This window comes from Clostridium sp. CTA-7, assembly GCF_054768095.1.
Genome location: NZ_BAAAAV010000013.1, coordinates 31,543 through 56,608 on the forward strand (window position 1 = coordinate 31,543; position 25,066 = coordinate 56,608).

Sequence of the window (25,066 nt, forward strand, 5' to 3'; positions counted from 1 at the left end):
TATATTTAGTATTATTTCACCTAGTTAATATAATTATTTTCCCCTGTTATCTAAACATCGGTAATTTCTTTAAGTGTTCCACAACGTAATTTGCAGTTATTCCAATAAAGATACCTGTAACTATACCTACTGTTGATAGTATAGGTAAATATAGCATAACTCCTATGTTTCTAACTATTAATGATGCAATTACCAGCTGTCCAACATTATGAAATATTGCGCCTGCTGAGCTTACACCTATAATACTAACTTTATCTTTAAATAAGTCCTTTACAAAAACCATTGCAAGGAAACTTAAAATTCCACCTGTTGCACTATACATAAATGATGATAAATTACCACCAAACATTGTTGCTAATGTAAGCCTTAAAAATAATACTAAAAAAGCATCTTTTTTGCTATTTAAAGTATATAGAGCAATAACAGTAATTAAATTTGCTAATCCTAGTTTAGCTCCTGGTGTTACAAAAGGTACAGGAATCATTCTCTCAAAAATATGTAATACTAAGGCTTGAGCTACTAACAATCCTATATATACTATTTTACTAGTCTTTTTCATAACTCCTCCTTAATGTGATAGTATAATATCATCTTCACTTTTTCCTTTTATTTCAATCATAACTTTATGAGGAAGGCATACTAAGCTTTGTCCTGCTTTATCTATATACTCTGGATTCATACATACTTTATCAGCGCAATCTGCCTCTATTATACCTATTTTATCATCCTTTATCTTTATAATATTTAGTCCTTCTTTGGTTTTTAATTCTATAATGTCCTCACCTCTATGCTCAGATAAAGGAACATTCTTATATAATTTTCCAGCAATCGTTATTTCTGCATATGTATTGCTATACCCCCTACCTACTGAAGCACCTAAAATAATCTCAGGTAAAAAGGATAATAACATTAGCACTGCTATTATAACAAAATCTAATTTTTTAAACATAAATTTATCATCTCCATTATAATATAATTGGATGAATTTGTAACATAAACTTTTGTAATTTTATAAGGTAGAGCAAAAACTCTACCTCATAAAATCTTTATGCAATATGAGAATATTTTTAACTAATAATCCCTATATCATTCTATTTATATATTGGTTGCTTCTTGCCATGCCAGAAATTATCTGCAAGCCTAGTAATCCATGGCATTATATAATAATCTAATCCAAATGTTCTACCTGCACCACCCATTAATGCAATTGAACCAAAGAAGAACCATAAAATATCCCAACCAGCCATAGCACATAAAATAAAGTTTACTACCATACCAGCTGATACTCCACTACATATAAATGTAAATAATCCAGCAATTAAACATAATCCCATTCCTATTTCCATTAATACGACAATTCTTTGGAACCATACAGCTACTTCAGGATTTGGCATCATTACTTGCATTATTGCTGAATACCAACCTGGAATTTCCTTTATAATTGGTTTTGCAAATTCTGCTGCAGCTTCTCCAGCTGAAGCTCCTGCTGATGCTCCTGAAGTTGCATCTTGTAACCAAGTGAATGGCATTTTAACATTTCCAGCCTTAGTCCAGCTATCAGCACCAATAGTTACTCTGTTAAAGAAATCGCTTATGTTATTAGCTTTCCACATTGAATCCCATGTACCTTCACCAAGTAATTTCTTTAAACCTTCAATTAACCATAATGATCCTATATATAATCTTAATGGAACTAACCACAATCTATTTGCCTTAGATGATAAATGACCTCTCATTATAGATCTTCTATCTTCCATAGTAAAGAACTCATGTTGTAGGTAACTATATATAGCATGAACATCATTTACTTCAAATAAATAATGTATATTAACTAAATGTTTCATTATCATTGCAAAGAAGCCTGATAATTTAAGTCCCATTAAGTTAGCAACACAATATCTTCCACCAATTGAAACCATAAATCCATGATATTTTCCTGAGAACTTTTGCATTTCTTTATTTTCTATTGATGCAATTATATTTTTAACTACTGTATCTGCTGTTTGAACTGCAGCTTCAACTATTTGAGGAGTTCCTTTTCCTGCTTCTTCTTCAAAATAAGCCATATCTCCAACTACAAATACATCTTTCTTTCCAACAGCTTGCATAAACTCATTAGTTTGTAATCTTCCTGCTCTAGCTGTATCTAATCCATACTCTTTAGAATCTTGATTTGCTTGTATTCCACAAGTCCATATTAATGTTCTTGTTTTAATTTCTTGTCCACTCTTAAGTATTATTTTATCCTCAGTTACTTCTGTAATTGGAGAGTTCTTTAAAATCTCCATACCATGCTTAACCATATATTTTTCTGCTTTATCTGCTTGTTTTCTATCTAACATATTTAAGATAGTTCCCATAGCTTCTACAACTTTTAGAGTGACTTCGTTTTCATCAACATTATACTCTCTTGCTAATCTACTTTTCCATTCTAAAAGTTCTCCAGCCATTTCTATACCAGTAAATCCTGATCCTGCAACTATAAATGTAAGCATTTCTTTTCTCTTACCAGCATTTCTTTCTAAGCTTGCCTTAGCAAACATGTCTTGTATATGCTTTCTTATTTTTAGTGCATCTTCAAATGACCATAAAGTGAATCCATTTTCTTTTACTCCAGGCACTCCGAAAAATGCTGGTTCACTACCTGTACCTATTACTAAGTAGTCATATGAATATTCTCCATGTGTTGTTTTAACTACTTTCTTATCTGTATCAACTTTTTCTATAAAGTCAGTAACTACGTTAACTTTTGATTTTCCAAAAATTTTGCATAGTTCTACTTGAACTGATTCAGGGTGAACTCTTCCCCCTGCAACTTCATGTAATTCTGTCATTAATGTATGATATGGATTTCTATCTATCAATGTAATTTCCACATCATTGTTTTTCTTATACTTCTTAGCTAGCTTTTTAGCAGTACGTACACCACCATATCCAGCACCAAGAACAAGTATCTTATTTTTTGACATGTTGCACATCATCCCCTCATTATAAATAATTCTAAAATAGCATATTTAATTCTATACACTATTTTATAATATGTCTATATAGGTCACATTATTTTTTGTGGTTTTTTTAACAATTTTTTTCAAGAAAAATAAACCTATATTTGAGCTTAAACCCTTATGTTACAATAAGTTGTACTGATTGTATATTTTTTAACGTTATCAGTTTTTCTTATGTATTATAAGAAATTTGAATATCAACTTATCTTAATATTGTGTATAATTATTTAGTAATTGGAAATATTTCAATATTTTAAAATAAGTTTAAGGGGGATTTTATCAATGAAATCAAGAAGAATTATAAGCTTATTAGCAGTTGCTGCATTAGCTACTACTGTATTTGTAGGATGCGGAGACAAAAAAGAAGAAGCTAAAAAAGAGGCTGGATTAAAAAACGGAACATATAAAAAAGAATCAGAAGCTGATGACAGAGGATACAAGGGATCTATAGAAATCGAAGTTAAAGATGGAAAAATAGCTACAGTTAAATATGATGAAGCTAGTGATAAAGACGGTAGCAAGCTTACTAATGAAGGCTACAATACGTCAATGAAAGAAAAAAGTAAGACTAATCCAAAAGAAGCTTTCCCAAAATTAGAAGCTTCATTAGTTGAAAAGCAAGATGCTTCTAAAGTTGATGTAGTAACTGGTGCTACAAATTCAAGTAATCAATTCAAAACTTTAGCTGAAAAAGCTTTAGAAGGTGCTAAATAATAATTAGTAACATATTAGACTTTAGGTTTTTACCTAAAGTCTTTTGTATTTTTAAAGTTTTTTATTTATAATATATATAGTAAACGACATATTATTTAGGAGGATCAATTATGATGAAAAAGCATTTAAACCTTTTCACTATATCTATTTTGTTAATTTTTTCTCTTTCACTTTTGACTAGTTGTTCAAAAGATAACAAAGCCTCTGAGCCCCTTTCTAAAAGCGAACTTTTAATGGGAACAGTTGTTAGTGTTACTCTTTACGATAATAAAGATGAGAAAATTTTAGATGAAGTTTTTAACAAAGTTAAAGAGTTGGAAAGCACTTTAAGTATTAATGAAAATGGTACATTAGTAGATAAAATTAATGAATCTGCTGGAATAGAGCCTGTTAAAGTAGATCCCGATACATATACATTAATAAAAAAAGGGGTAGAGTATTCTAAGCTTTCTAATGGACTATTTGATATAACAGTAGGTCCTATAGTTAAACTTTGGAATATCGGCTTACCAGAAGCTAAAGTTCCTACTCAGGAAGAAATAAATTCAAAACTTCCACTTATTGGTTACAACGATTTAGAGTTAAATGATACTGAGAAAACTATATTTCTAAAAAGAAAAAGTATGATGATCGATCTTGGTGGTATAGCTAAAGGATATACTGCTGATGTTATTTCTAACATACTTTCAAATAATAATGTTAAAAGTGCAATTATAGATTTAGGTGGAAATATATATGCTCACGGTGAAAAAGTTAATAGTGAGTCCTGGAAAATAGGTATTCAAAATCCATTTTCCGATCGTGGTGATATAATTGGTACCATTACAGTAAAAAATAAATCTATAGTTACTTCTGGTATTTACGAAAGATATATTGAAAAAGATGGAGTTAAATATCACCATATATTAAGTCCCCAAAATGGCTATCCATATGATAATGAAATTGCTGGAATAACCATTGTAAGTGATAAATCAATTGATGGTGATGCTTTATCAACTTCTGTTTTTGCAATGGGTGTTGAGGAAGGAATGAAGTTTGTAAATACTTTACCAAATACAGATGCAATCTTTGTAACAAAAGATAATAAAATTTATATTACTGATGGAATCAGAGATATATTTAAATTAACTAATACAGATTTTACATTAGCTAATTAGTCTAAAAAGAGTTAAGAAACTTTTCTTAACTCTTTTTTACTTATTTTAAGTGCTAATGCTAGTCCTAAAAATCCACTTATTAGTTTTACTAATACATATACTAATACTATTTCTTTAGCCTCTATGGCAACATATGCTAACTGTCCTCCAAATACATAAGCACCTGAAACTGAGAAGGCTGAACATATTAGTTTTCCTCTATCATCCATCTTATGAAAATCAGTGAATACTATTACTGCTGAAGCTAAACTTCCAATTAATGCAGCAACTGAGTCTGAATTAATATCTAAAATTTTTTCTAAATTACTTATACTATTTCTAAATACTCTTTTTATAATCTCTAGCATTACATTGGCTCCACCTAAAAAAATTGCTATTTTTCCAACTATAGTTAATGTTTCTTCAAGTGGAAGCAAATTATTTATTATTACTATTCCTGTTATTGATGAAAAACCTTGTATTCCTAACCCTATTACCCCTAATATAACAATCATTTTTGCTAAATAAGTAAAGTATTTTATCATTTTATTTGGCTTTCTATATAATCCTACAGCTACTAATATAGATATTATAATAATAGGTAAAAGATTAATTATTATATTACTTAAATTCATCTTTAATAAAATCCCACCAATAAATAATCCTATTGGCAATGTAACTATTCCACATAGAATACCCTTACATAATATGTTTAAATACTTCTCATCAATAATTCCTAATGCTAATGGTAAAGTAAAACTTATAGTGCACCCTAGTATTGATGATATTAAAATTCCTGAAAAATATATCATTGATTTATCCATAGCTATAGCTTGTGTAATTTTATATCCTCCCATATCGACAGCAATAAACGAAGATATCACTATTGATGGATCTACTAAACTATTTTTAAAAATAGGTAACATATATTTAGTAATACTGTCTGAAATAATAGGTATTATAGAAAGTATTCCTATCATAGATAAAGCTAATGATCCCATACTTTTTACTCCATCTTCTATTCCTTTAAACAAATTAAATCTATTTCCAAATATATAATCTACTACTCCTATTGCAAAGAATACCCCTACTATATATAGCATTATCTTTTCCATATTATCTCCCCTTAATTAATCTAAAACAATTCTACCAAAATTTCTAATAATAAAAAAGCCTCTTAAATTAATTAAGAAGCTTTTTTTTGTTACTACCTATTCAGTTATCTAACAATCACATTCACTTGAGGTTTTGTCTTGAAATAGTTTCGGAGATTTGTGTCCACCATTATCTGGTTTGCCTATACATTTTCCGTTGTATGATGAAGTTTCTAATTCTGCACATCTTATCACTATATTGTCTTTATATATTTTTAGCATATATTTTGTATTTGGACATAGAGGTCCTAATAAAAATTGACCATGACAATCTGTAAAGGTATGAGTTAGTGGATAAGGATATCTACATCCATCAACTATTTGTAATAATTTTACTACTGCGTCTGCTACAGGCATTCTGTTACTGTCCAAAACTGTTCCAAATATAACTGATCTCTTCTCCTCTGGTAATCTAACGATTGCTTCTATTTGTTCATTACACCCTGTTTTTAATTCGCATGATGCTATTCTTCCGCTCATAACTTTGCCTCCTAAGTTTAAATTTTAAATTCTCATAGTATAATCTATTCCGTTATCCATAAATTGTGATTTAAGTAATAATAGTTTTAATAAAAAAAGACTAGTCTTAATAAAATATACTCTATCTTTAGATATATTTTATTTCTAAATACTAGTCTTTTTAATATTTAAGTTATTAATACTATATAACTATTATTGTTTTGCTTCTAATTGAACATCGAAAGTTTTATTTTCACCATTTCTAACAGCTTCTACTTTAACTACGTCGCCGTCCTTTTTAGTATTCTTAATAGTTCTTAATTCATTAAATGTCTTAACTCTTTGTCCATCGAATTTAACTATTATATCCCCACTCTTTAATCCTGCCTTTTCTGCCGGAGAAAAATCTGATACTTCAACTATATATAACCCTTCTTGCATATCATATTGCTTTGCAAGTTTTTGATCTATTTCTCTTATTGATACCCCTAAATTTAATATTGGTTTAGATAAAGCATCTATTCTATCTTTAACTTCATTTATTGGAATTGAGAATCCTATTCCTTCTGCTCCACCTGACATTTTTAATGTATTTATTCCTACTACCTCACCTTTAGTATTTATAAGTGGTCCTCCACTATTTCCAGGATTAATAGCTGCATCTGTTTGTATTAAATTAAGTTTAACTCCATTACTTGTTTCAACAGTTCTATTAACAGCACTAACAAGTCCTCCTGTTATAGTTTGGTTAAAATCTTTAGATAAAGGTGTCCCTATAGCTAAAACTTGTTCTCCTGGTTTTAATACATCAGAATCACCTAGTTGAACTATTGCTGGTACCTTAATATTATCATCATTTAGCTTTAACATTGCAATATCTTGATTTTCATCATAATTAATAACTTTAGCTTTTACATCCCTACCATCAGATAAAGTTACAACAACTTCTTTTGCTCCTTTTATAACATGGTAATTAGTTAGTATGTAACCTTCCTCATTTATTATAAATCCTGATCCAATACCATCTACTTGTTGAGGTATAATTCCACTATAATCTGTTACTCCATTTGCTGAAACAATAACTACTGCTGGAGCAACTTTTTCGAAAGCCTCACTTGCAGTTAGTGCCCCTTCTTGAGTATTAAATGTTTGCGGATTAGGTGTAAGGTTACTAGATTGATTTTTTATATTACTATCCTTCATTCCATAATATATACTTCCTCCACCTATAATTCCTCCTAGAAGACCTGCTATAAGCGCTATTGCTATTATTTTAAAGCTTCCCTTTTTCTTTTCCTTTTTATTATTCCCATTACTTTTATTCATATCAAAAGTAGTATTTTTTTCTAGTAATGTATCTTCCTCAATATAATCTTCCTTTGTAGTATTCTCTAAAGAAGACCTTTCATTACTAACCTCTTCATAATTGTCTACATCATATATGTTATTATCACTCATCACAAACTCCTCCTAAGCATTTATAAATCACTTTTACAGTTATTAATATACCCCTTTTTTGTGACAATTATATGACATATACTCTATAGTAATTAATTCTTATTTATTTTTTTCTCTGCTCTTTCAATTTCATTTGCTTGCTTAACAACTTGCCTTATTCCTGTTATAACTGCGTCAGGCTCGTACATAGATAATATATTGCTTTTAGATGTAGTATTATATACCTTTGTTAAAGATTCATCTCCTAGTGATTTTAACTGTTCCTGACCTTCTTTAGCTATTAAATAATATGGCTTTCCACTAAATACGCTATCTTCTTGACTATTATTATTCCCACTAGTTATATTCTCTAACTCATTGCAAACTGCACTTGTATAATCTCTTTTTGTTCTATGTACTTTAAATTCTTCTAAATTTATTTCATCTAGTTTACTTTCAAATTCTTCTGTATCACAAGCCAAATTCAATTTGTATATTAATGTAGTAAATCCTATGCTTGAACCAACCTTTTCTATATCTCTTCTTATATTCTCTACAATAAGGCTCTTTCTAAATTCATCAGTATTAATATTATCTTCAACTAATGGATTTACTAAAACAACCCCTGCTACTAAATCTGGATAAGCCTTTGCAAACTCAGTTAACACTAAGCTTCCATATTCTTCTCCAACTAATATATAGGGAGCTGGAGCAGCTGACTTTCTAAGTAATATTCTTAAATCCTCTGCTTGTTCTTTTGGAGTTCTTATGCTACCACCATCACTATATCCATATCCTCTTCTATTATAAACAAATGTAGTTATATCACTATAATCTGTAGTTAACGTATCTGTTATACTATTCCATTGATTTAAGTTAGCTCCTATATTTCCATCAAATATAACAGTATATTTTCCCTCACCACTCATTCTATAATCTAATCTTTTATCGTCTACTCTAGAATAATCTACTCTTTGCTTAAGTTTTTCTTTTGCTACGAAGTTACTTATTCTTTGATACAGGAATCCTATAGTAATTAATATTCCTATGCCTACTACTACATTTCTTATTATATCCTTTGGCTTTAATTTATTTTTCATATTTACCTTATAAACACCATTTGAATGTGGTAAAAGTTTCACGATACCACTCCCCCTTATAGATTATAGCTTTAAATTTGGCTTTGCATTTATATCTAAAGAACTATCTTCTCCTCTAATAAAATTAAAATAAGCTGCACTACCTATCATAGCTGCATTGTCTGTACATAATATTGGTGAAGGAAATAATACGTCTATCCCTTCTTCTTCTGCTGCCTTAATAAGAGATGCTCTAAGTGCTGAGTTTGATGCTACACCACCAGCTATTGCAATTTTATTAACCTTCTTTTTCTTACAAGTTTTTAATACATTTTGTTTTAACACATCAACAACAGCCTTTTGGAATGATGCGGCAACATCAGCTTTATTTATTTCTATATTTTGCATTTTGCATTTATTTAAATAATTTAATACAGCTGATTTTACTCCACTAAATGAAAAATCCAGTGTTTCATCATGAAAATTAGCTTTTGGAAATTCTATTGCATTTTCATTTCCTTCTTTAGCTAATTTATCTATTTTAGGTCCTCCCGGATATCCTAATCCTAGAGCTCTTGCAACTTTATCATAAGCTTCTCCAGCTGCATCATCCCTTGTTTGCCCTATAACGTCATATTCACCATAATTCTTAACATGAACTATAAATGTATGTCCTCCTGATACTACTAATGATACGAAAGGCGGCTTTAAATCCTTATGTTCTATATAGTTAGCACAAATATGGCCTTCTATATGATTTACTCCAACTAAAGGCTTTTTAGCTGCATATGCAAGCCCCTTAGCATATTGTAGTCCAACTAATAAGGCTCCTACTAATCCTGGCCCATAAGTAACTCCAATAGCATCTATATCATTTAAACTTACTCCTGCTTCTTGTAATGCTTCCATTACAACACCATTTACTACTTCTATATGCATTCTAGATGCAACTTCTGGCACTACCCCTCCATATTTTTTATGGGTTTCTATTTGAGAAGCTATTATGTTAGATAGTACCTCTCTTCCATCTTTAACTACAGCTGCTGATGTTTCATCACAGCTTGATTCTATTGATAATATTAATTTACTTTCCATAACTAATACCTCTTAATCTAATTATATTTATATTAAAATATTACAAATTTATATTTATATTTGTTTTCTTGTTAAAATAAGTTCATTATTGTATATTAAAATAAAGCTTATTTCGTATTATTACCATTGTTTATTATATACTGAATAAACAAATTATTCATTATTTTTTATTAGAATTAATGGATTTTTAAGGATATATTAATATTATTTTAAAGGAGTTTTCATAATGAGTTCTTATGCAAAAGTAATTGTACCAGGTTCACCCATATCTAAATCTAATTTTAAATTACATAATAAGGATGGTAGAGCAATACTTCCTTATAATACTGGAAAAGCTCATGATAGGTATGCACTTTATGAAGAAGAAATTGCATACTATTCCAGAATACAAAATCCAGATATAGTTCTAGAAGAGTCACTTATAGCTGTTCTTAAAGTTTATTATAAGAGTGAAAAAAGGCATCCTGATACTGCTAATATAACTAAAAGTATTTTTGACGGGATTGAAAAAAGCGGTCTCATAGTTAATGATGCGCAAATAAGAAGAATTATTACAGAGGAATTTTACGACAAAGAAAATCCACGTTTCGAATTAGAGTTTTTTGGAGAAAGTGAATTTGAAATTTCTTATTCGATTTTACCCAGAAAAAAAACTAGTCTTAAAAAGATTTATTCTTCAATAAAAAAAGGTGCATCTAAGACACCAAAAAATATTAACTCTAAATCTTCTAGTATTAAATCTGACGATACTACTAAAATATTAATATGCGAATTTTGTAGCAAAAAAATTAATGATAGCAATATTATTAAAGCTAATAGTGGTAAAACATTAATTTGCCGTACTTGTTTTAATAAATTGTTTTAGAAAGGAACTTTTAATTGAATAAAAATTCTTTTATCTTTATTGGAGATAGTTTAACTTATGGATATGGGGTAAATAAGAATGTTAATTGGGTTGAAAAATTAATTAATATTGAACCACTGACTATAATAAATAAAGGTGTAAACGGAAATACAACTACAGATATGTTAAATAGATTTACAGAAGATGTCCTCTACCTTTCACCACAAAAGATTTTCATTATGGGAGGAACTAATGATTTTCTTTCCAATAGACCAATAAATGCAGTATTAGAAAATATAGAATTAATAATAAAGGAGGCATTAACTTTAACTAAAGAAATAATAATAGGCATTCCCCCTACTATATTAAAAGAAGATGCTTACAATTTATTTATGCCTTCTCCTACGTATGATTATTGCGAAAAACAACTTCCTTTACTAAGATGTTGTATAATTGAACTTTGCGATAAATATAATATTAAATATGTTGATTTTTATACTGTTACATTAAACCATTCTCATAATGATATATTTATTGATGGAATCCATTTAAATGCTAAAGGGCAATTATTAATATTTAATGAATTTATAAATTCATTAAATATTAAGGGGAATGCATATTAAAAATTCATTCCCCTTATCCCTTAATACATATATTTTTTTATATACTCTGATACTATTTTTCCAACTTCATAACCATTTTCTCCACTATTTAATATACCTTTATCTCCAGTTAAAAGTGTACCACATGCAAAAATTCCGTTTATAGAGGTTTCATAATTTTTAACTAATGGTATATTATTTTCCTCTAATAATATATTTGTTTTTTTCATAAAAGATATTTCGGGATAATATCCAACTGTTAATATTAAGGAATCACAACCTATATTTTTTATACTTCCGTCTTCTAAATTTTCTATGTCTATACTTTCTATTCTTTCATTGCCATAAAGTTCAAGAACATTACAGTTTTTTATTATATCTATATTAAAACCTTCTATAAATTTAATCCCATTTTCATCTAAAAATCCATTCCTAGAATCATCTATAATAGCATTTACTCTAGCTCCTTCTATTAACAGCCTTCTTGCTATAATTAATGACCAGTTATTATTTCCTATTATAACAATTTCTTTTCCTGGTAAAAATCCTTGTAAATTTATAAGTCTATGTGCTGAAGCTAAAGTAAATATACCTGTATATTTATGAACTGGCATATTTATATTTCCAGTGAACCTTTCTCTTCGCCCAGAAGCAAGTATTATAGAGCTCGTTTTTATCTCCTGTATTCCGTCTTGTGGATTAACATAGGAAATAACCTTGTTTTTTGTTACTTCTAGTACTTCTGTATTTACCTTATATACACCACCTAAAGCCTTATATTCTTTAATAAGCTTGCTACTTAACTCCGGTCCTGTAACATCTTTTTCTAAGTAATACCTTCCAAAGCCCATATGTATAAATAAGTTTAAATTTCCACCTAAATCATTTTCTCTTTCTAAAATTAAAACTTTCTTAATTCCATTTCGTAGAGCAGAAACTCCGGCTGAAAGTCCTGATGCTCCCCCTCCAATTATAATTAAATCATATTGAAGCATATATAACCTCCATATCAATGTTAAATAAAAACATATAAATATTATAACATAATGTTCTTAAGTTATAATATACTTTGTAAAATTATCTCTGTTATTGAAATTAGTTTTTATATTGGTTAAAAAATTAATATTAATGTAATTTGCTTTATGAAAATTACTATAATATAATTTAATTATTGTAAACATAAATAGCATAGCATTATATATAAACGAGGTGATAAATTGAACAATTTTTTTGTTAAAATAAAAAACTATTTTTACAGTACTCTTAGCTTTGATACCATTATAAGAGCCATACTATTTTTGATCCCCTTTACAGCTATTATTTTTAAGGGTATCTTGTTCCAGGGATTTGTAGTCAATCAAGATCCTTATACTTTGGATATTACTCTTGGATATAATTCAGCAAAGCCATTTATTAATTATTATTATGCCTTTGCTTTAATTTTTCTTAGTTTCTCACTACTATTTAAAGGTAAAGGACGAGTTATATATCTATTTATTATAGATTTAATAATAACTTTGCTAATACTATTAGATTTAGGGTATTTTAGAGGCTTCTTAACAATGCCTTCAGCCTTATTACTAACTCAAACAGCAAATTTAGATAATATGGGTGGTACCATATCTTCAATGTTTAGCAATAAGGATTTCTTATTAGTTATTGATTTTATAGTGCTTGGAATATTTGTGTTCTTTACTAGAAAATCTTATACAAAAGTTAAAAGGAGAGCCCCTATTACTTTTATAGTTATATTACTATCAAGTATTTTATATATAGGATACGTTCCTTTTAATCTATATGTACTTAAAAATGAAGATGTTAAAAATGGATATATATTTTCAAATTATGATCCAACTAATACTGCAAGATACTTTTCATCTATAGGTTACCATATATTTGATGTAGTTAATGTTTATAAGGATTCTAAGCCGTATGAACTAACTAAAAATGAAAAAGTTCAGATAGATGAATTCTTTAATCAAAAAGAAAATTTACCTGATAATCAATATAAGGGGATATTTAAAGACAAAAATCTTTTAGTTATACAAGTTGAATCCTTAGAAAGCTTTATAATTGGAAAAGAAACAAATGGTCAAAAAATAACTCCTGTTATGGATGAACTAATTAAAACAGGATTGTACTTCCCTAATGTGTATGAGCAAGTTAATGAAGGTACAAGCTCCGATTCAGATTTAATGATTAATACTTCTATGTTCCCATTAAGAAGAGGAAGTACTTTCTTTAGATATCCTTCAACTAAGTACAACTCATTACCTCTTTTATTAGAGGAAGATGGTTATGAAACTATAGCAATTCATCCTGATAAGGGCTCTTTCTGGAACTATGTAAATGGATTAACAGGTATTGGATTTAAACATTTTGTTGATTACTATTCATTTAATATAGATGAAGAAATCGGTCTTGGTCTATCTGATGAAAGCTACTTTAGACAAGTTACTCCAATGCTAAAAAATCTAAAGGATCCATTTTATGCATTTACAGTTACATTAACTAGTCATGGACCTTTTGACTTACCTAAAGAAAAAAGAGTTCTAAACTTAGATCCAGAGCTTGATCAAAACGAACTTGGTGGATATTTTGAAAGTGTTAAGTACACAGATACTCAAATTGGTAAATTCTTAGAGCTTCTAGATAAAGAAGGTTTACTAGATAATACAGTTGTTGTTATTGAAGGCGATCATACTGGTGTTCATAAATACTATAACAATTCAATAGATAAGCTTACTAATAAAGAAGATTGGTATTCAGATAATGGAAATCCTACTATACCTTTTATAATTTGGTCAAAGGATATTAAAGAACCAAAGACTTTTGAAACTATAGGTGGACAAGTTGATATTATGCCTACTTTACTATACCTAATGGGCGTACCAAATGATAAATATATAAATACTGCTTTGGGTAGAAATCTATTAAATACTAATAAGTCATTTGCAGTGCTTACTAACCAAAGTGTTATAGGTGAAGATTTAACTGATGAAGAAAAAGAAATGTATACAAATATAGTTGAATTATCAGATAAAATGATAAGAAGCAACTATTTAGAAAATAAATAATTAAAATTATATATAACAAAAGCGAAGGATAATACCTTCGCTTTTGTTATATATTAAAAAGCTCTTATATATTTTCTAAAACTTCTACTTCTAGTTATTACTTCTTATTTTCTTATTACTTTCCCGCTACTGATAATTCACTAATTTTAACAGATGGGCTTCCTATACTACTCATAGGGAACTTTAGGTCATTTCCTACTTCTTCTATGTCCTTTAAAAGATTAAAGAAGTTTCCTGCTACTGTAATTTGTTCTACTGGATAATCTTTTTTACCATCCTTTATATAAAACCCCTTTGCAGCTAGTGAGAAATCTCCTGTTATTGAATTTGCTCCTGAGTGCAATCCTGCAAAGTCCGTTATTATTAAACCTTCTCCTACTTCTTTTAATAATTCATCAAAGGATTTTTCTCCATTCTTTAAGTATAAATTAGTTGGAGATACTCCTACTGGAGATCCATATGAATTTTTAAATCCATTACCTGTAGACTTTGTATTACCTTTGTTAGCTGTCTTTAAATTATGCAAAAGAGTAATAAGCTTTCCTTCATGTATTATATCCTTTTTCTTTGTTGAAACCCCTTCATCATCAAATGGAACTGATGCTAATCCATCTTCTAAGTGAGGATCATCTAATAAAGTTACTTTTTTACTTGCTATTATCTCTCCTTCTTTCCCTTTTAATAAGCTTAAACCTTTTTGAGCTGCATCTCCACTGAACACCCCTGCAAATGTAGATAATAATGAAACCATTGCTTCATTATTTATAATTACTTTATATTTTCCTGAAGGGACTGATTTACCTCCAACTTTTGATAATGCTTCATTAACTCCATCATCAGCTAATTTTTTTGAGTTTACTTCATCTAAAGATTTAGCTGTAATATACCCTATTCCATCATGCATATTCTCTCCATCTTTTATTATCGGAACTACATAAGCGCTTAATAAATTAGACTTATTCTCTAAATTTAACCCTTTAGAATTAATTATTCCATACTTTGCTTTGTTATATCCTATTCCACATCCTCCAAAGCTAACTACTCTATCGTCTAATTTTTTTGCTTCTCTTTCCATACTTAGTGCTAAATCTATTAATTTATCTGCTGGAAGGTTTTCTAAAGCCTTATAATAGGTGTTGACCTCTTTATACTCTTTATCTCCTTCATAAATAAATTGTATATCTTCATTTTCAATAGCTAATGCGCTTTCTTTAGCATTTTTAACAAGCATTTTTATTGCGTCTTCATCTAGTATTTCTGTATATGAATATCCTATTTTTTCATTTATTTTTCCTCTAAAAGATAATCCATATGAGGTAGTTAAATTGTATTTTTCCACTTCTTCATTATATACATTTATACTTAAGCTTTCTCTATCTACATAATAAACTTCGTATTCATTGAAGCCAGAGTTTTTAGCTTCTTCAAATAATTTATTTATAAATACTTTTAATTCCACATCTACTCCCCCTATCTTCCACCTACTGTAATTTCTTTTACTCTAATCATAGGTTGACCTACATTAGTTGGGATACTTCCTGAAATTGATCCGCACATACCTTGACCTTGTTCTAAATTCTTGCCTACCATATCTATATTCATTAATACTTCGCTACCTTTACCAATTAAACTTGCACCTCTAACTGGCTCTTGTATTTCACCATTTTTTACAATATATCCTTCAGATACTGCAAAGTTAAACTCTCCTGTCACTGGGTTTACTGAACCTCCACCCATTTTCTTTGCATATAAACCATCTGATATTGATTTAATTATTTCAGCTTCGTTATCAGTTCCTGCTGCTATATATGTGTTTGTCATTCTTGAAGTAGGAGCAAACTTATAATTTTGTCTTCTTGAACTTCCTGTTGCCTCCATCCCCATTCTTCTTCCATTTAATTTATCAATTAAATATCCTTTTAATATACCATTTTCTATTAACACATTTTTTCTAGTTTTATTTCCTTCATCGTCTATATTTAATGACCCCCATGCATTAGGTATAGTTCCATCATCAATTGCAGTCACCTTTGTTGATGCTATTTGTTTACCAAGCATATCTGTAAATACTGAGTTTCCTTTTGCAACAGCTGTTGCCTCTAAAGAATGTCCACAAGCCTCGTGGAATATTACACCACCAAATCCATTATCTATTGCTACAGGAATTTTACCTGCTGGGCAATTCTTAGCATGTAACATTGTATAAGCAACTCTAGATGCTTCTTTACCATAATACTCTGGATCTATATCATTAAATAACTCAAATCCTTTATGTGCACCTGGTCCTTCAAAACCAGTTTGATTTTCTCCATTTAATGATGCTACTGAGCTTATTGAAAGTCTTGTTCTAACTCTTCTATCCTCTGTATATAAACCTTCTGTATTAGCTATTAATACATTTTGTTCTTTATCTAAATACCCCACTGATACTTGCTTTATTTCATCATGATATTCCTTTGCTGCTTTGTATCCAATTTTCATAACTTCTATCTTTTTTTGCGCACTTATTGAAGAAGGAATATATATAATTGGATTATTATTATATATAGTTTTTTCATTAAGCACTACACTTATATCCTCTTTTAACTCTCCAAGAGCTAATGCTGCTTTTTGTGCTGTATCTAATAAAGCATCTAAACTAATATTATTAGTGTATGCATAAACACTTTTAAAACCTTTAAAAATTCTTATACCTATTCCATGAGTTCTTCCCGATATAGAATTTTCTACCTTTCCATTTAAAATACTTATAGAAGTATCTATTGTATCTTCTTCAAAAATTTCTGCAAAATCTCCACCTGTTATTAAACATCTAGCTAAAACACTAGACAATATATTTTTTGATAACATATTACTCCTCCTCCATGCCTATCTCTTTTCCATCTTTAAATGCCTTTGCCCATGAATCTACATAACTACCACTAGCCCACTCAGCCATTATTACTTCTTCATCTTCATTTAATTCTATACTTATTAATGGACTACCCTTTACATCTCGATCTTCCATTTCATATACCAATAATTTATTATTGGATAATATTACAGCTAACCTTCCAGTTGGAGATGTATAAGCATCCTTTATGAAAGGAAATTTCCATTTTAAATCCTTCCATGAAATTAATAGCGTATCATAATTTAATATTTTCTTACTTGGATTTAAAGATATTCTATAACTTATTCCATTATAATCTGTATTAATTGATGGAATATTTCCAACTAAGCTCCATTTCCCTTCAACTCTTTTTATAGTAAAATTACTGTAATTTATATCTTTATTTAAACTGTTTCTCTTCTCTTCTGACAAAGTATCGAGAGTTGAATTAAAATCTTTTTTATATTTTTCTTTAGCCTCAATTGAGTATATTTCTTCAATATTAAGTCCCTTCTTTGAATTTATATTATCTATAGGAATAGTCTGATATATAGGAAATATGTTTTGAAAATTATCTCCTTCATATTTTTCAATAGAAATATAATCATTTGAGATGAAGTTTATATTTTTATATACATCCTTAGGCTCACTTGCTTCTAGTTTTATTTCTTGCTTACCTTCTAAAGGTGCAGCAGTAAAATATTCTATATGCTCAGCATTATTTTCAATTAAATTACTTTTAATACTCCATATTCCATTCATTCTTGGGAATATTATATTTTCCTTTTCTAAAACAGGTTGTAGCTTATCATTCTTAAATGATATCCACAATGTTTTATATTTTTCTTCTGTAAAGGTACCATTATCTAATTTTTTTCTAGGGGTCTTTAAAGCTATCATAACCCCTATATCGCTATTGTAATCTTCTTTTATTACCTCTGCCTCAACCATATTATTTTCATAATCTATATCTTTTGGGTTACTCTCCTTTTTGACTAATTTAAATAGTATTCCATCATAAAATATATATCCATTTTCATCATCTACTGAAATAAAGTCTCCTACAATTGTATTAGAATCTATTATTGATATTAAATCTAGTTTTGATTCTTCCTCTAATACATCTCCTAATTTTAAATTTAATTCATATGACAAAACATACGTCTCATCAACAACTTTTAATTTGTATTTTGGATTTGAATACACTTTATTAAGTATAGAAAATTTATTGTTTGTTATACTTATTAAAGAAGATTTTAAATTCATTATCTCTTCTTTATTTTCAATTTCATTATCTAGTATACTAATATCTTCTATACTCCATACTCCTTTTATTTTAAGATTATTATTATCAGGAGCTTTTATTGCCTGTGTATCTTTTCCACTTACTTTGCTACAACCTATACTCATAGTAAGTATTAGTATAACAAATATAAATAAAAATTTTTTCATACTATTGCTCCTTACTTATTGGAATAATAATTTCAATCTTTGTACCTATTCCTAATTTACTATATATATTAAATATACCTTTATGCAATTTTATTATCTCATCACAAATTGATAATCCTATGCCACTTTGAGATTTAGAATTCTTTCCTTTAAAAAATTTTTCTTTTACTCTAGGTAAGTCTTCATCAGATATTCCACAACCATTGTCTTCTATTATAAATTTTATTTTATCATTAATTTTTATCGTTGTAAAAATTATACTACCTTCTTCTTCAGTAAATTTAAATGAGTTATCTAACAAATTAATGAATACTTGTTTCAATCTATTACTATCTACACACATACAACCTTCAGCTTCTGTTACAAATTTTAAATTTATACCTTCTCTTTTTGCTCTAGGTTTTATAAAAGATTCTATATGATTCATGAACTCAATTATATTTATACTTTTTAAGTCTAACGTTATTTTTTCATTTATTAATCTAGAAAAATCTAATAAATCTTCTACCATTGAGGATAACCTATCCGTTTCTTTTTCTATTATTTCAAAACCTAACTTTAACGTTTCTTTATCAGTTTCATCATTATTTAGGGTTATGGTCCAACCTTTTATAGCTGTTAACGGTGTTCTTAATTCATGGGACACAGAAGATATAAATTCATTTTTTAATTGTTCTCTTTTTTCTATCTCATTTGCCATGAAGTTTAAAGTATTTGATAATTGTCCAATTTCATTTTCACTATTAAGATTACTTCTAATTCCTAAATTTCCACTCCCCATTTTTTCTGCAACTTTATTTAAATATTTAATTGGATTGATTATACTATTTGATAGTAATATACTTAATACTATTCCCAATATTAAAACAACGATTGATATAGCAAAAAATATAAGGATTATATTAGTTATTACCATATCTATAGCTTCTAATGAAGTTATAAATCTAATTACACCTATTATTTCTCCATCTATAATTAATGGATATGATACTGCCATAACTTTACTATCATAATAATCAACTTTTCCTATCCACCTAGCTGCTTCACCTTTAATAGCTTTAGTTATATCAGGTGTATTGATTAACTTACTATCATTAATTCCAATAGAATCCATTAATAAATTACCTTCTGAATCAAAAATTTCAACTTGGGCATTATTATCATTCCAAAAAGTATCAACATTATCATAAATAGTTTCAGCTAATGACTTTGAAGAAAAATACTTAGTATAAAAGTTTATAGATACTTGTATTCTATTTTTTAATAGATCTTCAGTATTATCATAATAATATTTTCGAATAAATATCATTAGTAAAATATTTAAAAACATAACAGTTGAAAAAATAATTATAAATATTCCTTTTAGTAACTCATTCTTTATACTCTTCATTCTTATGACTTCCACCTATATCCTATGCCCCATATAGTTTCTATATATCTAGGTTCTGAAGGATTTTCTTCTATTTTTGCCCTTAACCTTCTAATATTAACATCTATTATTTTTGCATCTCCAAAATAGTTTTTTCCCCAAACTAAATCTAATAGCTCATCTCTAGTGAAAGCTTTATTAGGATTCTCTAAAAATATCTTCATTAACAAATATTCTTTTGGAGTTACATCTACTTCTATATTGTCCTTTAAAACCTTCTGAGAATACATATCTATTAAAAATGCTCCTAATTGCAACTTTTCCTTTTTCTCATTTCCAAGCCTTCTCATCAATGCTTTTATTCTTAAAACAACCTCTAATGGATTAAAGGGTTTTACAATATAATCATCTGCCCCGTATTCTAATCCCATAATCTTATCCATATCTTGACCTTTTGCTGTTAGCATTATTATTCCAATGTCAGGAAAATCATTTCTTAATTTATTGCATACTTTAAAGCCATCTATTCCTGGTAACATAACATCTAAAACTGCAATTGCAGGCTTTTCTATAGCTGCAAGTTTCAGACCCTCTTCACCACTTTTAGCTTCAATTACATCTAAATTGTTTCTTTGTAAATTTATTTTTAAAAATCCTCTTATACTTTCTTCATCTTCTACTAGTAATATTTTACTCATCTTATTCCCCCTAAATATATAATATTATTAACTTTTTTAATGATTTATACTCTTATATATGCAAATAAGAGACGGATATCCGTCCCTTTTTTATTTCAAGGTTCTAAACTCAAATCCTTCTGATTTTAAATAATCTATAGCACTTTGTAAATAATGAACTGTTCCTTTTTTAGCATCAGTATCGTGCATTAATACAATTGCTACATCTTTATCCCCAACAGTTTCCTTTAATTTGTTCAATAGATGCTCCGTTGAAAAATCCTTACTTTCTGCATCTCCATTTAATGAATTCCAATCCGTTTGATAAATTCCTTTTTTAGTCAATACTTCATCCAATGCTGCTGTTCCGTTCCAGCTAGCATGTCCACCAGGCATTCTTATTAATCTTGTATTAAAATCTTTTCCCAATATTTCCTTCAATATTCTATCATTTTTTTCAAAGTCATTTATAAAAGCATCTACATTTACTGTTCTGTTAGGATAAAGTATAGAATAATCATGTGAATATCCATGACTTCCTATAGAATGCCCTTCCCTAGCAATCCTTTTTAATATATCTGCTGCTTGATTATTATGCTCAATTGAACTGCCTAATGTAAAAAATGTAGCCTTTACATTATTTGCTGCTAATATATCCAAAATTTTTTCAGTTGCATGTTTAGAAGGTCCATCATCAAAAGTAAGATACGCAATTTTTCTTCCATCTTCTCTATAAAAATTCCATTCATACATAGTTTTAGGGAGAACTACTGAAGCATCATCTGCATTTGGATCCTTATCTAGTGGCAGATAACCTGAATTATCTAAAGTATTTAAATCTTCACTTTCAACTTCCTCAGCATTAACTATATTATCTGTTTGTTCGTCAGAATGTTTAGTATTTTCAGAATCTATATCATTTTCTTCATTTTTCTTATCGTTAGAATTTTCAACATTGCTGCCTAAAGTCTCTGCCTTTATATAAAAAATATTTTCCTTTAGTTCATAAAAAATCAATGATAATGCAAATATAGATGCTATTAAGACAACTGTAAATATAATAAATCTTTTCTTTCTCATTACTCTACTTCTATTAGCCATAAAACCCACTCTTTCTCTTTTTTTAGATATTGCTTGTCCCATAATTTAATTATATATAATTTTTTTCTACAAGTCATTACAATTCGTTAACTAAAAGTTACAAAAAAGTTACATTTTTTCCAATTAACCACATCAAAAAAGAGTTTTATAACAATAGATTTAAATCTACTCTTATAAAACTCTTAAAATTAAAATGGCTCCGTGGAGAGGATTCGAACCTCCAACCTATCGGTTAACAGCCGAGTGCTCCACCATTGAGCTACCACGGAATAATTCAGAGTTTGTTCCCTGAAAATTGCACATGAATTAGAGCCAAAATCTTTAATTATTGGTCAAGCCCTCGACCTATTAGTATCAGTCAGCTAAATATGTTACCACACTTACACCTCTGACCTATCAACCTTGTGTTCTTCAAGGGGTCTTACTAGCTTATGCTATGGGAAATCTCATCTTGAGGGGGGCTTCACGTCTCGTACTAAGGACAGCTCCTCTCAAATTTCCTACGCCCGCGACGGATAGGGACCGAACTGTCTCACGACGTTCTGAACCCAGCTCGCGTGCCGCTTTAATGGGCGAACAGCCCAACCCTTGGGACCTACTACAGCCCCAGGATGCGACGAGCCGACATCGAGGTGCCAAACCTCCCCGTCGATGTGGACTCTTGGGGGAGATCAGCCTGTTATCCCCGAGGTAGCTTTTATCCGTTGAGCGATGGCCCTCCCACGAGGTACCACCGGATCACTAAGCCCGACTTTCGTCCCTGCTCCACTTGTGGGTGTCGCAGTCAGGCTCCCTTCTGCCTTTGCACTCTTCGAACGATTTCCGACCGTTCTGAGGGAACCTTTGGGCGCCTCCGTTACTTTTTTGGAGGCGACCGCCCCAGTCAAACTGCCCACCTAACAATGTCCCGTCACCAGATTCATGGCGYCCGGTTAGAATCCCAATACTGTCAGGGTGGTATCCCAAGGATGACTCCACTAAGGCTGACGCCCTAGCTTCTCAGTCTCCCACCTATCCTGTACAGACAATATCGAAACTCAATGCTAAGCTACAGTAAAGCTCTACGGGGTCTTTCCGTCCAATCGCGGGTAGCGAGCATCTTCACTCGCACTACAACTTCGCCGGATTTGCAGTTGAGACAGTGCCCAAGTCATTACGCCATTCGTGCGGGTCAGAACTTACCTGACAAGGAATTTCGCTACCTTAGGACCGTTATAGTTACGGCCGCCGTTTACTGGGGCTTAAGTTCACACCTTCGCTTGCGCTAAGTGTTCCCCTTAACCTTCCAGCACCGGGCAGGCGTCAGCCCCTATACATCAGCTTACGCTTTAGCAGAGACCTGTGTTTTTGCTAAACAGTTGCTTGGGCCTATTCTCTGCGGCCTGCTCTCGCAGGCACCCCTTCTCGCGAACTTACGGGGTCAATTTGCCTAGTTCCTTAACTGCAATTCTTCCGATGGCCTTAGGATTCTCTCCTCATCTACCTGTGTCGGTTTGCGGTACGGGCACTACTTCTCTCTCTAGATGCTTTTCTTGGAAGCATGGAATCAGATACTTCGGCCAAATTGGCCTTCCCCATCACACCTCAGAATTGTTAAGACGGATTTTCCTGTCTTAACTCCCTAAATGCTTAGACTAGCATTTCCAATCGCTAGCACATCCTATCCTTCTCCGTCACACCATCGATAATAACGATAATAGTGGTATTGGAATATCAACCAATTGTCCATCACCTACGCCTTTCGGCCTCGGCTTAGGTCCCGACTAACCCTGGGCGGACGAGCCTTCCCCAGGAAACCTTAGATTTTCGGCCTGTAAGATTCTCACTTACATCTCGCTACTAATGCCAACATTCTCACTCGTAATCAGTCCACCGCTCCTTACGGTACGACTTCAGCCCGATTACGACGCTCCTCTACCGCTCAAGTTAAACTTGAACCCGTAGCTTCGGTGGTAAGTTTGAGCCCCGGACATTTTCGGCGCAGGATCTCTCGACTAGTGAGCTATTACGCACTCTTTAAATGAGTGGCTGCTTCTAAGCCAACATCCTAGTTGTCTTAGAAATCCCACATCCTTTACCACTTAACTTACACTTTGGGACCTTAGCTGACGATCTGGGCTTTTTCCCTTTTGACTACGGATCTTATCATTCGCAGTCTGACTGCCGGACTMATAGTATATGGCATTCGGAGTTTGATAAGGTTCGGTAAGCGATATGCCCCCTAGCCCATTCAGTGCTCTACCTCCATTACTCATATCCGACGCTAGCCCTAAAGCTATTTCGAGGAGAACCAGCTATCTCCGAGTTCGATTGGAATTTCTCCGCTATCCACAGCTCATCCCATGCTTTTTCAACAGCAACGTGGTTCGGTCCTCCACGGGGTTTTACCCCCGCTTCAACCTGGCCATGGATAGGTCACCCGGTTTCGGGTCTACGGCATGCAACTAGTCGCCCTATTAAGACTCGGTTTCCCTTCGGCTCCGTACCTTAAGTACTTAACCTTGCTACATACCGTAACTCGTTGGCTCGTTCTACAAAAAGCACGTCATCACCCTCATAAGGGGCTTTGACCGGTTGTAGGCACACGGTTTCAGGTTCTATTTCACTCCCCTCCCGGGGTTCTTTTCACCTTTCCCTCACGGTACTGCTTCACTATCGGTCATCAGGTAGTATTTAGCCTTGGGAGGTGGTCCTCCCTGCTTCCCACAAGGTTTCACGTGTCTCGTGGTACTCTGGATCAGAACTCTACAGAATACATGGGGTTTCCCATGTGAGTTCCCTCATTCGGAAATCTTCGGATCACTGGCTATGTGCGCCTACCCGAAGCTTATCGCAGCTTATCACGTCCTTCATCGGCTCCTGATGCCAAGGCATTCACCATGTGCCCTTTGTAGCTTGACCTTTATGGTTTTATAAATTACAAAGTTATTCACAAAGAATATTTTTGGCTTGTTGTCACTTCTCAATTAACGTTGTTAATTAAAGTTGTTTTT

General features: G+C 30.9%; 20 protein-coding genes, 1 tRNA gene and 1 rRNA gene. 5 read left to right on the top strand and 17 right to left on the bottom strand.

Features of this window, described 5'->3' with window-relative positions; genetic code table 11:
- Positions 1–46 precede the first annotated feature (46 nt).
- From ACYUEX_RS18065 to ACYUEX_RS18075, 3 genes are all read right to left on the bottom strand, one after another.
- The gene (locus tag ACYUEX_RS18065) at positions 47–559 is read right to left on the bottom strand and encodes a Gx transporter family protein (RefSeq protein ID WP_460289397.1); all 513 of its coding nucleotides are present in this window, start codon (positions 557–559) and stop codon (positions 47–49) included.
- A gap of 9 nt (positions 560–568) precedes the next feature.
- Positions 569–949: a NusG domain II-containing protein gene (locus ACYUEX_RS18070; protein ID WP_460289398.1), complete on the bottom strand. Its 381-nt coding sequence runs from the start codon at positions 947–949 to the stop codon at positions 569–571.
- Positions 950–1,091: 142 nt separating this feature from the next.
- On the bottom strand, positions 1,092–2,969 hold the full coding sequence (locus ACYUEX_RS18075) for an FAD-dependent oxidoreductase (RefSeq protein WP_411169035.1): 1,878 nt from the start codon (positions 2,967–2,969) through the stop codon (positions 1,092–1,094).
- A 318-nt stretch (positions 2,970–3,287) separates the two neighbouring features.
- Here ACYUEX_RS18075 and ACYUEX_RS18080 point away from each other — a divergent pair, with 318 nt between their 5' ends.
- Together ACYUEX_RS18080 and ACYUEX_RS18085 are read left to right on the top strand one after the other, a co-directional pair.
- Positions 3,288–3,719: an FMN-binding protein gene (locus ACYUEX_RS18080; RefSeq protein WP_411169036.1), complete on the top strand. Its 432-nt coding sequence runs from the start codon at positions 3,288–3,290 to the stop codon at positions 3,717–3,719.
- Positions 3,720–3,832: 113 nt separating this feature from the next.
- On the top strand, positions 3,833–4,876 hold the full coding sequence (locus tag ACYUEX_RS18085) for an FAD:protein FMN transferase (protein WP_460289409.1): 1,044 nt from the start codon (positions 3,833–3,835) through the stop codon (positions 4,874–4,876).
- Between the two features lie 11 nt (positions 4,877–4,887).
- On the opposite strand, the gene eutH is transcribed toward ACYUEX_RS18085, so the two are convergent.
- The 5 genes from eutH to tsaD all read right to left on the bottom strand — a co-directional run bounded on the left by eutH (position 4,888) and on the right by tsaD (position 10,079).
- Positions 4,888–5,970: an ethanolamine utilization protein EutH gene (eutH, locus tag ACYUEX_RS18090; protein WP_460289399.1), complete on the bottom strand. Its 1,083-nt coding sequence runs from the start codon at positions 5,968–5,970 to the stop codon at positions 4,888–4,890.
- Between the two features lie 108 nt (positions 5,971–6,078).
- Entirely contained in the window at positions 6,079–6,489 is a 411-nt protein-coding gene (locus ACYUEX_RS18095; RefSeq protein WP_322459093.1) for a carboxypeptidase regulatory-like domain-containing protein, read from the bottom strand.
- A 192-nt stretch (positions 6,490–6,681) separates the two neighbouring features.
- Complete coding sequence (locus tag ACYUEX_RS18100; RefSeq protein ID WP_411169038.1) at positions 6,682–7,926, bottom strand: S1C family serine protease; 1,245 nt, start codon at positions 7,924–7,926, stop codon at positions 6,682–6,684.
- A gap of 92 nt (positions 7,927–8,018) precedes the next feature.
- A complete protein-coding gene (locus ACYUEX_RS18105) occupies positions 8,019–9,047 on the bottom strand; it encodes an alpha/beta fold hydrolase (RefSeq protein ID WP_460289400.1) in 1,029 nt (342 codons plus the stop codon).
- A gap of 21 nt (positions 9,048–9,068) precedes the next feature.
- Entirely contained in the window at positions 9,069–10,079 is a 1,011-nt protein-coding gene (gene tsaD, locus ACYUEX_RS18110) for a tRNA (adenosine(37)-N6)-threonylcarbamoyltransferase complex transferase subunit TsaD (RefSeq protein ID WP_411169040.1), read from the bottom strand.
- 226 nt (positions 10,080–10,305) lie between these two features.
- Here tsaD and ACYUEX_RS18115 point away from each other — a divergent pair, with 226 nt between their 5' ends.
- Together ACYUEX_RS18115 and ACYUEX_RS18120 are read left to right on the top strand one after the other, a co-directional pair.
- Positions 10,306–10,944 (top strand): RusA family crossover junction endodeoxyribonuclease, encoded by a 639-nt coding sequence (locus tag ACYUEX_RS18115; RefSeq protein WP_460289401.1) that lies wholly within the window; start codon positions 10,306–10,308, stop codon positions 10,942–10,944.
- Between the two features lie 14 nt (positions 10,945–10,958).
- Positions 10,959–11,546: a GDSL-type esterase/lipase family protein gene (locus tag ACYUEX_RS18120; protein ID WP_411169042.1), complete on the top strand. Its 588-nt coding sequence runs from the start codon at positions 10,959–10,961 to the stop codon at positions 11,544–11,546.
- 20 nt (positions 11,547–11,566) lie between these two features.
- Here the strand turns inward: ACYUEX_RS18120 and ACYUEX_RS18125 are convergent, their stop codons facing one another.
- A complete protein-coding gene (locus ACYUEX_RS18125) occupies positions 11,567–12,520 on the bottom strand; it encodes an NAD(P)/FAD-dependent oxidoreductase (protein ID WP_460289402.1) in 954 nt (317 codons plus the stop codon).
- Between the two features lie 222 nt (positions 12,521–12,742).
- Between ACYUEX_RS18125 and ACYUEX_RS18130 the strand changes: the two genes are divergently transcribed.
- Positions 12,743–14,602 carry an LTA synthase family protein gene (locus tag ACYUEX_RS18130; RefSeq protein ID WP_460289403.1) on the top strand — a complete coding sequence of 620 codons (1,860 nt, stop codon included), beginning with the start codon at positions 12,743–12,745 and terminating at the stop codon, positions 14,600–14,602.
- Between the two features lie 115 nt (positions 14,603–14,717).
- Here the strand turns inward: ACYUEX_RS18130 and ACYUEX_RS18135 are convergent, their stop codons facing one another.
- The 8 genes from ACYUEX_RS18135 to ACYUEX_RS18170 form a co-directional block, all read right to left on the bottom strand.
- A complete protein-coding gene (locus ACYUEX_RS18135; RefSeq protein WP_460289404.1) occupies positions 14,718–16,061 on the bottom strand; it encodes a TldD/PmbA family protein in 1,344 nt (447 codons plus the stop codon).
- Positions 16,062–16,072: 11 nt separating this feature from the next.
- The gene (locus ACYUEX_RS18140; protein WP_460289405.1) at positions 16,073–17,452 is read right to left on the bottom strand and encodes a TldD/PmbA family protein; all 1,380 of its coding nucleotides are present in this window, start codon (positions 17,450–17,452) and stop codon (positions 16,073–16,075) included.
- 1 nt (position 17,453) lies between these two features.
- Entirely contained in the window at positions 17,454–18,926 is a 1,473-nt protein-coding gene (locus ACYUEX_RS18145; protein WP_460289406.1) for a hypothetical protein, read from the bottom strand.
- Between the two features lies 1 nt (position 18,927).
- Positions 18,928–20,316, bottom strand: coding sequence for a sensor histidine kinase (locus ACYUEX_RS18150; RefSeq protein WP_460289407.1), 1,389 nt, complete (start codon positions 20,314–20,316; stop codon positions 18,928–18,930).
- Positions 20,317–20,318: 2 nt separating this feature from the next.
- Complete coding sequence (locus ACYUEX_RS18155) at positions 20,319–20,993, bottom strand: response regulator transcription factor (RefSeq protein WP_411169049.1); 675 nt, start codon at positions 20,991–20,993, stop codon at positions 20,319–20,321.
- Positions 20,994–21,083: 90 nt separating this feature from the next.
- On the bottom strand, positions 21,084–22,115 hold the full coding sequence (locus tag ACYUEX_RS18160; RefSeq protein WP_460289408.1) for a polysaccharide deacetylase family protein: 1,032 nt from the start codon (positions 22,113–22,115) through the stop codon (positions 21,084–21,086).
- Positions 22,116–22,267: 152 nt separating this feature from the next.
- Positions 22,268–22,342: transfer RNA gene (locus ACYUEX_RS18165), tRNA-Asn, on the bottom strand.
- A gap of 59 nt (positions 22,343–22,401) precedes the next feature.
- Positions 22,402–24,974, bottom strand: a 23S ribosomal RNA gene (locus ACYUEX_RS18170).
- Positions 24,975–25,066 lie beyond the last annotated feature (92 nt).